Origin of the sequence: Acinetobacter pseudolwoffii (assembly GCF_002803605.1) — a bacterium.
In the GTDB taxonomy this organism is placed as follows: Bacteria; Pseudomonadota; Gammaproteobacteria; order Pseudomonadales; family Moraxellaceae; genus Acinetobacter; species Acinetobacter pseudolwoffii.
In genome coordinates this window covers 60,091-69,951 of the sequence record NZ_PHRG01000007.1, presented here as the reverse complement: position 1 = coordinate 69,951, position 9,861 = coordinate 60,091, and the positions used below count along the sequence as shown (strand labels likewise).

Sequence of the window (9,861 nt, the reverse complement as noted above, 5' to 3'; positions counted from 1 at the left end):
TATAAAGCTCGATTGATTCGATATTAAGCAAAATAACTTGATTCAGAAGACCGTTAGTAAGACAATGTTCAACTCAGATATACCTGTTAATGTATTCTATTTGGTAGAAAGCATTGGCATACACTGAAAAGTGACGAAATAAGACCAAAGCGAGTATCCATAAACAGTTGTGCTGGCGACAATAGCAAGAGTGAACCACCTGATCCCTTCCCGAACTCAGAAGTGAAACCTCTTTGCGCTGATGGTAGTGTGGGGTTACCCATGTGAGAGTAAGTCATCGCCAGCTCATTATTCGAAACACCCCTAACTTAACAGTTGGGGGTGTTTTTTTGTGCGCGGGATTTATAGTAAAATTAAATATAGTAAAAATAATATTCTGAATTTACTCAAGGTTATTTGCTGTTTTTAAATCAGCCTGATTATGTTTTAATCATTAAAATTTAAAGCCTAGGAATCTGCGTGTTTGAGGTATTTACACAGCTCTGTGGTGGAATCGGTTTATTTTTGCTTGGTATGACTTTAATGACCGAGAGCCTTAAAGATATTGCAGGTGAAACATTAAGACAATGGTTAGGTCGGTTTACTGGTTCTCCTTTTAAAGCAATGACTTCAGGTATTGCCTTGACCTTGATTGTGCAATCCTCCACAGCCACGACTCTAGCAACCATTGGCTTTGTCAGTGCAGGCGTACTCTCTTTTTCGCAAGCCATTGGTGTAATTATTGGCGCCAATATCGGTACAACCAGTACTGGCTGGATTGTGGCTTTTTTAGGTTTAAAGTTTTCTATTGGACAAGTGGCTTTGCCTCTCATTGCCATAGGCGCTTTACTTAAAATATTAGCACATGGACGTACAGCGCTTACCGGCTTGGCGCTTGCGGGATTCGGCCTGATTTTCTTTGGAATTGATTTGCTTCAAGTAGCAATGTCAGGTGTCGCAGAACATCTCGATCTTTCAATTTTCTCGACCGAAAGTTTTGCTGCAAAGCTGTTATTGGTACTTTTCGGTTTGGTCATGACTGTGATTTTGCAGTCCTCTAGTGCCGCCATTACAGCGACACTTGCTGCATTAGCAAGTCAGGCGATTCAGCTCGATCAAGCGCTTGTGCTCGTCATTGGCCAGAATATTGGAACCGTTGCAACTGCAGTACTGGCAGCCATCGGTGCAAATGCGAATGCAAAACGAACTGCTGCTGTGCATGTCTGTTTTAATGTCGTGAGTGCAATTTTTGCATTTTGTATTTTGGTTCCCTTGTTTTTATGGCTGTATCAACCACAGTATTTTTTATCTGGTTGGGATCATGTGGTCATTGTGGCAGCTTTTCATACAGCCTTCAGTGTATTTGGTGCCTTATTTTTTATGCCATTGATTCGCCCCTTTGAACAGCTGTTGGTGAAATATATTCCGGCACATGAAGATTCATTATTACAGGCCTTAGATGAAGCCAGTTTGGCAGTGCCTGCGGTCGCAATTAATACGGCAGAACAAGTGATCTTTAAAACCATATTGACCCAATATTCCTGGATTCTAAAAGCCATCAAGTCAGCAGAATTGGTTTCGGCCAATGAATTAAAACAGCAAGACGAATTAATTTACAAATTACAGGATTATTTAGAAAAAATTGTTGTGCCTGAAAATAGCACTGATCAAAGTCGGCTGTTTAGCTTATTAAGGATGATGGTTTATCTGAAAGTGTTGCGTAGTGATTTGGAAAATCTAAAGCATGTTGTGAGTATTCGTACCCAACCCGCGATTCATCAACTTGCCTTGGATTTTATCCAGATTCTGGAAAATGCTGGAAATAGCATGCTAGATACTCGCTCATCTGAAGATTTGAGCCAACTGTATATTGAAATGGGACATCTAAAACAGTGGAGTAAACAGCATCGTAGCGAATTACGTGAAAAAACTAATATTTATGCTTCAACGTATCAGCTGAATGCAGCCAAAACTTTTGAGTTATTGGCTGCTCAGCGTTGGTTAGATCGCTTAGTTGCGCACAGTTACCGTTTGATTAATGTACTCAATGAGCGTCAGCAAACACTTACAATGCATCAAATTGACGACGAGCATGTTTAAGAGCAGATCTGAGGCCTTCTTCCAGCGTTGGGTGATAAAAAGGTTTTGCCAGGATTTGATGAATATCCTGATCTGCATCAATGGTCCAGGCCAGAAGATGGCCAAGATGTTCGGCTTGTGAACAGAAGAGTTCTGCGCCTAATAATTTGCCTGATTTTTTATCAATATAAACTTCAATACCACCTTTATTTTCAGCAAGAACCAATGCACGTCCCTGATTTTCATAGGAGGCAAATCCTCGAATAAACTCAATATTTTGCTTTTCTAACTGTTTAAAACTTTGCCCGATAATCGCCATTTCCGGGTGAGAGAATACGATTGCCAATGGGGTGAGTGCGGGAATCGGCTTAATCTCGGGATAATTTAAACAGTTATGAACCACTTCTTTACCAGCATGAGCAGCTTCGTGCTGAATGGGGGCATCAGGTGCGGCATCACCCACTATAAATATCGGCATATCTGCGAGTTGTTTGGTTTTTTTATTGATAGGCAATTTTTTGATATCAGCAAAATTAGGCTCTAACTGATTTAAACCCAATCGATCCAGATTAGTCTGACGGCCTGTAGCGCCCAAAATATATTCAACTTGAATAGTTTGAGCTTGATCATTTTCAGTAAAATTAATCTGGATATGACCAGCTTGTTTTTTAACTCGATCTGGCAAGATTTTGAACTTGATATTGAGTTCTTTACTCAATTGCTCCTGTGCCAGCTTTTGTAAAGCAGGGCTGGTTAAGGCACCTACTTTTTGGCTACGAGCGAACAGGGTAGTGTCTACGCCCAGTCGTTGCATGGCTTGTGCCAGTTCAATGGCAATCACACCGCTTCCGATCACTGCTAAAGACTTGGGTAATTGAGAAAGTTCAAATATCTCATCAGAAGTTAGATATTTATCTCCTAATTCTTCCTTGAATGTTTTATCAATATTAGGTCGTGAACCAACCGCAATAATGAAGCTTTTAGCCTGATAAGCTTGTCCATTGACTTCAACTGTATGGGCATCAATAAACGTTGCATGACCAGAAATTTTATGTAAAGCCTCCCATCGATCAACACCTTTTAGGGTTGCACGAATAAAACGTTCTCTAAGGACATGCACACGTTGCATCACATCTGAAGTATCAATGACAGCGTTATGCTTTAAAACAAGTTTTTCAGCAGTTTGAATATCATGCATACGATTTGCAGAAGAGATCAGTAGTTTACTAGGCATACAACCTACACGGGCACAGGTAGTGTCCCAGGGGCCATCATTGATAATTAAAATATTCTGGGTGTATTTGATGGCTTCGTTATAAGCACTGATTCCTGCAGTGCCTGCGCCAATAATGATGAGGTCGTACATTGATCACTCTTATCAAAATCACTTTATTGATATAAGCTAGCATACAAAACATTTGGCTTACCTTTATTTACATAAAAGCTTAACTGTGGTTACATAACGCATAATTAAATAAAGATTGATAACAAACTCTATAATAGAGGGTCTTGGGGATTTAAATGATTAGTAAACAATTAGGTATTAAATTATCTGCTCTTACTTTGGCACTAATATTGGCGGGCTGTGGCGGTGGTGGTAGTGACGGATACTATAATAATGGTGGTTCAAATTCTGGAAATGCAGGCGGTTCAGACAGTGGCATTGGAAATCCATCAGAAGCTGTGGAAACTAATTATCATCTTATTATAAATGTAAACAAGCCTAGACTAGTTGTTACGGGTGATTCTGCTGTAGTAACAGTAAAATTAGTAGATGTAAATGGTGGTGGTGTAGCAAGTGAAGCTGTACAACTTGCAATTGAAGATACTCAAAAGAATGGCGTTACAATTGAGGGACCTTCTCAATTAACAACAGATGAAAATGGTAATGCAATTTTCAATTTAATATTAAGTCCTTCAAATATTTCAAGTCTTAATGAGCTTCTAGCCAAGGGTATAAGAATTAACTCTTCCTTTAAAGATGGTACAGGCAAAGTTATTTCACAAACAACGCTTCTTGGAGCGACCGAATCTAGCTCTGAAGCAGAATTAGGCCAGTATCACTTAGCGATTATTACGAATAAGCCTACTTTGGTAGCCACAGGTGATAACGCACTCATTACTGTGAAAGCAATCGATGCAAATGGTGGTGGTGTAGCAGATAAAGACGTATCTCTTTCGGTTATTGATACCAAATTGAATAAAGTTACTATAGTTGGTAGTTCAGTTCAAAAAACTGATGCGGAAGGGAATGTAAGCTTTACGGTTGTATTACCTAGAACTGAACCAAATGAAAGTTTGATTGCTAGCGGTATTACCTTGAATGCAAGTGTGATTGATGCAAACAATAATATTAGCTCACAATTGATTAAGCTTAACGTAGCTAAGGGCGTAGTAGAACAACCGATTGGTAATATCACCTTTGGTAAATCGAGTGAACTAGAAAAATCAGCTGATGCACTTTATTATAGAGAAGCACTTTCAGCACATGTAGTAGATATCAACGGTAATCCTTTACCGAACTACAAAGTAACAATGAATATCGACTTGTTACGTGCTGGTTCAGGTGTATTTACAACAAAAGCAAGATTGCAAGATTTACGAACTCAGCGTTTAACTCCTGTTCGAAATCAATTGTTGCAACAAAATGCTAATTTGCAACAACAAGAAGCAGTCTTAACTAATATACAAAATGCTCCGATTCAATCGAGTGCTATTTCTAACTTGGAAAATAGTATTAGAACTACACAGCAATCAATACGTTCTGCAAGAATAAGTTTAGCTGATGCAAATACCACTTTAGCATTGGCTCAGAATGCAGAAGACGATGGTAGAATTAAAGCTGCACAAGCTTCCATTGCAACAATTCAAGGAAGAATTAACATTCTGAATATCCAGTTAGAAGAGCTAAATGATGATTTAAGCAAAGAAATTAGCGCTGAAAATAATGCTAAGCAACAAAGAGTGAATAGCCAACAAGCGATTGTTAATCAGTTTAAAAATCAAGTCCAACAGACCCAAGATAGAATTAGTAATGTTGAAAAGTTAGAATTACCTGCACGCTTACAATCTTATTGTGAATTATCAAATAAATCTAATATTCAACTTGCTACAGGTTTTGTAGATCCAACAGGGAATATTACGCCAAGCTTTACTTACACGACTGATGCTACGGGTAAGTTTAACTTTAGCGTACAGTATTTAAGACAATATGCTGGTTGGCAAACTGTTGAATTTAGAGCACAAACGAATGTGAGTACAAAAGATATAAACTCTAGTTTTGTATATACACTAGGGTTACTAAAAGATGACTTTGATGCAGAAACAGGTCAACCCTTTGATAGTAGTCCTTACGGTAATAATTGTGTTCAGGCAGATCCATTCGCGCCTTTATTATAATAATTTGAAAACAAAAACAGCGCTTCGGCGCTGTTTTTTATGGGAGCTGAAATTTAAAAAACTTAAATCGATGTTCCCACACTTACACCCACAGTCGGCTTAAGATTCATCGAGCTGCAACCTATCAAAGCCAAACTACAACACAAAATAATCAATAACTTATTCATGAATCAATCCTTGAGATTTAGCCTGATTGAACAAGGCAGCTGAACGAGCACCACTACGACAGACCATCAAAATTGGTTTTGGCAGCTCATTATAATAGCGTGCAAATTCCTCAATATTGGCTTGAGAGATCTGACCACTATTCACAGGCTGATAAATCACACTCACTTGAGACTTTTCAGCAATTGAACGCAGCTGTCCAACCTTGACCTGATTCCCTTGTTCTTGGTCGGGTCGATTCACGATTACAGACTTAAAGCCTTGTTGAATCAATTGCTGGAACTTGTTGGTGGTCATTTGCCCTGAAACACTGACTGTAGAGGTCAGTGCATGGCTTAGATTATTTGCAGCAACAACCAGTGAGGCACAGCTTAAACAGCTGGCCAGTACCACACCTTTCCAGAACAAATTAGTCATCCAGCAGATCCATCTGTTTTGCCAGTTGATATAAGTTATTCGAGCGGTTTCCAGTACGACAGAACATCAAGATCGGTTTTGGTAAATCATTATAATGATTGGCAAAAGTGCGTACATCAAGCTCAGTAATCTGACCGGCTACTACTGGCTGGAATACATAATCCAGACCGGCATTGCGTGCAGCTTCCTCGATTTGTGCACTGGTCGGCTGCTCAGAACCACCTTCCATATCCGGGCGGTTATTGATAATAGATTTAAAACCTTTCTCGACCACCTGAGTCACGTGTTCCGGACCAATTTGACCAGCAAAGCCTACATTTTCGCTCATGACGCCACTCCATCATTTCATTTATATCGATATGCTTTATGATAGCATTAAGCGGAAAACATGCTGAAGCTGTTGTGAAATTTTTATAAATGATGATCACCATAAGATAACGCAATGGAGCGCGTATGCAGGCTTATACAGTTGAGCCACTGTATGTCAAAAGCGGTCAGGATGTGATTGCTGCAGATTTTTATCGGCCTAAAAATATAGAAAAACCGGCCGTGATCTTGATGGCCCATGGTCTGGCGGCCTTACGTCAATTTAAACTGGTGCACTATGCCCAGCATTTTGCCAGTGCCGGCTATGCGGTGGTGTTATTCGATTATCGCTATTGGGGCGGCAGTACCGGGCGACCGCGTGAGCTGGTCTTGATTTCTGCCCAGCTGGATGACTGGCGAACCATGATCAAGCATATTCAGGCACGTAAGTCGATTGATAGTCAACGGATCGTGCTCTGGGGAACTGCCTTAAGCGGAGGGCATGTACTCACCCTGGCAGCAGAACTGAAAAATATTCAGGCCGCAATGGTACAGGTGCCTTTTGTCGATGGGGCTGAAAGTGCCAGGCTTTATCCTTTGCAGCAACTCCCCAAGGCACTTAAGGTTTCTAGTCAGGACTATATGGGAAGCAAGGTTGGTATGCAGCCCAAAACCTTGCCGGTGGTCGATCCTTACGAGCTGTGTTTTATGCCGACACAGGACAGCTACGAGGGTTATCTGTCGATTGTGAATCCGGATTATTATTGGAGTGGTCAAATTCCTGCGCGGGTCTTTTTTAATTTAATGCGTTATCGCCCGATTCAGCAAGTTAGAAAAATCACCATTCCGGTGCTGTTTATTGCAGCAAAACTGGATAGTTTAATTCCGATTGAATCCAGTCGCGAAACCGTAACCAATCTTGCACCGTTTGTACAATATCAGGAGTGGAATATCCGGCATTTTGATATTTATCATGGTGAATGGTTTGAAAAAGCCGTTTCAACCCAATTAGAATTCCTACATCAACATATTGCAGTACGCTAGATGATTATTGTATGCCCAGAATGTCAGGCCAAAAATCGTGTTCCTGAAGATAAACTCACCGCCAACCCTGCCTGTGGTCAATGTCATCAGGCCCTGATTCCATTGGCGCCAATTGAATTAAATGAGCAGAATTTCAGCCAGTTTGTCCCCCATAGTGATTTACCAATCCTGATTGATCTGTGGGCAGAATGGTGTGGCCCCTGTAAAATGATGGCACCGCATTTTGCGACTGTCGCGCAGCAATATCCAAACGTGGTTTTTGCAAAAATTGATACCGAAGCGAATCCGCGCTTAAGTTCAGCATTTAATGTTCGCAGTATTCCGACGCTGGTGTTGATGAATAAAAGCAACGAAATTGCTAGAATAAGCGGTGCATTACGATCAAGCGAACTACAAAAATGGCTTGATCAGCAGTTAAATACCCAACCCTAATTCAAATGCCTGGAGTGAATGTGTCAGATTCTCAAGTAAAACCAGAGGGGATTCTTTCCCTACAAACGATCGCAATGCCTGCAGATACCAACTGGAGTGGTGATGTGTTTGGTGGCTGGATCGTTTCACAAATGGACTTGGCAGGCGCGATTCACGCAGAACGATTTTCAAAGGGACGTTGTGCCACGATTTCGATTAACCAGATGACCTTTCTGGTTCCAGTGAAAGTCGGGGATGTCATTAGCTGTTATACCCAGATTTTAAAAGTTGGCAAGACCTCTATTCAGATGGAAATTGAAGTCTGGGACAGTCATGATGATTCACGTGCGCCGATTCGTGTCACAGAAGGAGTATTTACTTTTGTCGCAGTCGATGTAAAAGGCAATAAGCGTCTGATTCCAGAGGAAGCCAAACAGAAGTTTTTAGAGTCTCAAGCAGCCCAATGATTGAATGAGATATAAAAAAATCCCAGAGATCATCTCTGGGATTTTTCTTGCTTAGAAAGAATTATGATTGCTTGAGCTGATCTTTGGCAATCCAGGCCCAGAGCATTTCACATTGAATCGGCGTTTCTCCGGATTCATCCGTGACCGTGACCTGAACCAATGTTTCGCCTTTATCGGAGCTTTGCATGAGTGCTTGTTGCTCCGGCGTCAAGGTAGCGACTGCAGTCATGGCGCCTTTGGTCGGACGTTTAAAATCAATCTTCAAACTTTTGATTAATACAATCGCGGTATCCGGCACATTCATTGCCGTCACAAAGCCGGTCGCAGTTTCTGCCACTAAGGCCATGGCACAGGCATGTACCTGACCAATATGGTTTTGCATGGCTTTATGGTTGGCGATTGTGACCACCACTTTTGCTCCACTGAGTTCTACATAGCGAATCTTGGCAGAACCTACCATGGGAATAATCCGGCCAAAGGTTTTACTCAATAAAGTACTACGAATAGCTTGAGGTAGTCTGGAAGTAGCTTTTACCAGTTTGGTCAGTCGATTGCGATGCGTCATAATTCCTTCTTTAAGACACTGTGCGGTCTTAATCTTTAAAGTTATTGAACTGTAAAGGCAGACCAAATTGCTGTTCTTTTAAGAAGGTCATCACTTGTTGCAAAGTGTCGCGCTTCTTGTCCGTTACACGAATCTTGTCACCCTGAATAGAAGATTGCGCTTTAATGCCGCTTTCTTTAATGGCTTTATTGATTTTTTTTGCGGTATCAGAGTCAAGACCGTCTTTGAGCTTGATCACCTGAATCACGTTTTTACCAGAAGCCGTCATTTTCTGTGGATCGAGTGCCTGAATATCAACTTTGCGTTTAAAGAAATGACTTTCGAGCATGCTATACACTTGTTCACACTGGAAATCACTTTCAGTCGAAATCTTGATTTCCTTGTTTTTTTCATTCAGTTCAATAGAAACGTCCTGACCGCGGAAGTCAAAGCGGGTCGCAATTTCTTTTTGGGTGTTTTGAACTGCATGATTTACTTCAAAAATTTCTAATTCAGAAACAATATCGAAAGAAGGCATGGTTTAGACCTTTACAAATGGAAAGAATATCTGAGATGCTAGGGATGTTTTCTTCATTTGCCAAGTGTTGTTTACATCAAAGGAGTGCGCAATGATCCGTAAACAAGAAATTACAACATTTGAGTTCCCAGAAAATGCAATTATCTGGGATGTACGCGATACAAGTGCTTTTGCTGAAGCACACGTGAAAGGGGCGGTGAATCAGCCCATTAACGATCTTTCAGCAGAGAGCCTAACTCAGGTGTCAGCGGATCAACCCATTTACATCTTGTGTGGTGGGGGTAGTAAAGCTCCACGTGCTGCTGAAAAACTAGAGGGTTTTGACAGTTCACGTGAATATGTCATTCTGATGGGGGGTACTCGTGCCGCCCGTGATGCAGGCTTACCGCTTGAACAGGGTGCATAAGCATTCTGTTAAAAAAAAGCGCCGCAAGGCGCTTTTTTATTGGCTGAAATTTAATTCCTCCCAACCTCCCTTTTCTAAAGGGAGGAGCTACAGGCATTCGATTTAT

At 41.0% G+C, this 9,861-nt stretch carries 11 protein-coding genes and 1 rRNA gene; 7 read left to right on the top strand and 5 right to left on the bottom strand.

Annotated elements, in window-relative coordinates:
* Window positions 1-171: 171 nt before the first annotated feature.
* Both rrf and CWI32_RS12445 read left to right on the top strand, forming a co-directional pair.
* Window positions 172-286: ribosomal RNA gene (gene rrf, locus CWI32_RS12450) — 5S ribosomal RNA — on the top strand.
* A 173-nt stretch (window positions 287-459) separates the two neighbouring features.
* Window positions 460-2,079, top strand: coding sequence for a Na/Pi cotransporter family protein (locus CWI32_RS12445; RefSeq protein WP_005168665.1), 1,620 nt, complete (start codon window positions 460-462; stop codon window positions 2,077-2,079).
* Here the strand turns inward: CWI32_RS12445 and CWI32_RS12440 are convergent.
* A complete protein-coding gene (locus CWI32_RS12440) occupies window positions 2,045-3,424 on the bottom strand; it encodes a dihydrolipoyl dehydrogenase (RefSeq protein WP_100535428.1) in 1,380 nt (459 codons plus the stop codon). The genes CWI32_RS12445 and CWI32_RS12440 overlap by 35 nt on opposite strands.
* A gap of 155 nt (window positions 3,425-3,579) precedes the next feature.
* Here CWI32_RS12440 and CWI32_RS12435 point away from each other — a divergent pair, with 155 nt between their 5' ends.
* A complete protein-coding gene (locus tag CWI32_RS12435; protein ID WP_100535427.1) occupies window positions 3,580-5,457 on the top strand; it encodes a PspA/IM30 family protein in 1,878 nt (625 codons plus the stop codon).
* A 159-nt stretch (window positions 5,458-5,616) separates the two neighbouring features.
* Here CWI32_RS12435 and CWI32_RS12430 read toward each other — a convergent pair whose 3' ends face one another.
* Together CWI32_RS12430 and CWI32_RS12425 are read right to left on the bottom strand one after the other, a co-directional pair.
* Window positions 5,617-6,039: a protein tyrosine phosphatase family protein gene (locus CWI32_RS12430; RefSeq protein ID WP_100535426.1), complete on the bottom strand. Its 423-nt coding sequence runs from the start codon at window positions 6,037-6,039 to the stop codon at window positions 5,617-5,619.
* On the bottom strand, window positions 6,032-6,367 hold the full coding sequence (locus CWI32_RS12425; protein WP_100535425.1) for a protein tyrosine phosphatase family protein: 336 nt from the start codon (window positions 6,365-6,367) through the stop codon (window positions 6,032-6,034). The genes CWI32_RS12430 and CWI32_RS12425 overlap by 8 nt, the downstream gene beginning before the upstream one ends.
* Window positions 6,368-6,492: 125 nt before the next feature.
* On the opposite strand from CWI32_RS12425, the gene CWI32_RS12420 reads away from it, so the two are divergent.
* The 3 genes from CWI32_RS12420 to CWI32_RS12410 are packed head-to-tail and all read left to right on the top strand — an operon-like array spanning window position 6,493 to window position 8,267.
* Window positions 6,493-7,389 carry an alpha/beta hydrolase gene (locus tag CWI32_RS12420; protein ID WP_100535424.1) on the top strand — a complete coding sequence of 299 codons (897 nt, stop codon included), beginning with the start codon at window positions 6,493-6,495 and terminating at the stop codon, window positions 7,387-7,389.
* Window positions 7,390-7,821 carry a thioredoxin TrxC gene (gene trxC / locus CWI32_RS12415; protein WP_100535423.1) on the top strand — a complete coding sequence of 144 codons (432 nt, stop codon included), beginning with the start codon at window positions 7,390-7,392 and terminating at the stop codon, window positions 7,819-7,821.
* A 5-nt stretch (window positions 7,822-7,826) separates the two neighbouring features.
* Entirely contained in the window at window positions 7,827-8,267 is a 441-nt protein-coding gene (locus CWI32_RS12410) for an acyl-CoA thioesterase (protein ID WP_218944670.1), read from the top strand.
* Between the two features lie 61 nt (window positions 8,268-8,328).
* On the opposite strand, the gene CWI32_RS12405 is transcribed toward CWI32_RS12410, so the two are convergent.
* Together CWI32_RS12405 and CWI32_RS12400 are read right to left on the bottom strand one after the other, a co-directional pair.
* Complete coding sequence (locus tag CWI32_RS12405; RefSeq protein WP_005168656.1) at window positions 8,329-8,832, bottom strand: DUF4442 domain-containing protein; 504 nt, start codon at window positions 8,830-8,832, stop codon at window positions 8,329-8,331.
* Window positions 8,833-8,860: 28 nt separating this feature from the next.
* Window positions 8,861-9,349 carry a YajQ family cyclic di-GMP-binding protein gene (locus tag CWI32_RS12400; RefSeq protein ID WP_005098115.1) on the bottom strand — a complete coding sequence of 163 codons (489 nt, stop codon included), beginning with the start codon at window positions 9,347-9,349 and terminating at the stop codon, window positions 8,861-8,863.
* Between the two features lie 91 nt (window positions 9,350-9,440).
* Between CWI32_RS12400 and CWI32_RS12395 the strand changes: the two genes are divergently transcribed.
* A complete protein-coding gene (locus CWI32_RS12395) occupies window positions 9,441-9,755 on the top strand; it encodes a rhodanese-like domain-containing protein (RefSeq protein WP_005098114.1) in 315 nt (104 codons plus the stop codon).
* Window positions 9,756-9,861 lie beyond the last annotated feature (106 nt).

Excerpts from the sequence above, each read along its gene's own strand:
- CWI32_RS12440 (WP_100535428.1), bottom strand. The coding sequence starts at position 3,424 with ATGTACGACCTCATCATTATTGGCGCAGGCACTGCAGGAATCAGTGCT.
- CWI32_RS12435 (WP_100535427.1), top strand. The coding sequence starts at position 3,580 with ATGATTAGTAAACAATTAGGTATTAAATTATCTGCTCTTACTTTGGCA.
- CWI32_RS12430 (WP_100535426.1), bottom strand. The coding sequence starts at position 6,039 with ATGACTAATTTGTTCTGGAAAGGTGTGGTACTGGCCAGCTGTTTAAGC.
- CWI32_RS12425 (WP_100535425.1), bottom strand. The coding sequence starts at position 6,367 with ATGAGCGAAAATGTAGGCTTTGCTGGTCAAATTGGTCCGGAACACGTG.
- CWI32_RS12420 (WP_100535424.1), top strand. The coding sequence starts at position 6,493 with ATGCAGGCTTATACAGTTGAGCCACTGTATGTCAAAAGCGGTCAGGAT.
- trxC (WP_100535423.1), top strand. The coding sequence starts at position 7,390 with ATGATTATTGTATGCCCAGAATGTCAGGCCAAAAATCGTGTTCCTGAA.
- CWI32_RS12410 (WP_218944670.1), top strand. The coding sequence starts at position 7,827 with ATGCCTGGAGTGAATGTGTCAGATTCTCAAGTAAAACCAGAGGGGATT.
- CWI32_RS12405 (WP_005168656.1), bottom strand. The coding sequence starts at position 8,832 with ATGACGCATCGCAATCGACTGACCAAACTGGTAAAAGCTACTTCCAGA.
- CWI32_RS12400 (WP_005098115.1), bottom strand. The coding sequence starts at position 9,349 with ATGCCTTCTTTCGATATTGTTTCTGAATTAGAAATTTTTGAAGTAAAT.
- CWI32_RS12395 (WP_005098114.1), top strand. The coding sequence starts at position 9,441 with ATGATCCGTAAACAAGAAATTACAACATTTGAGTTCCCAGAAAATGCA.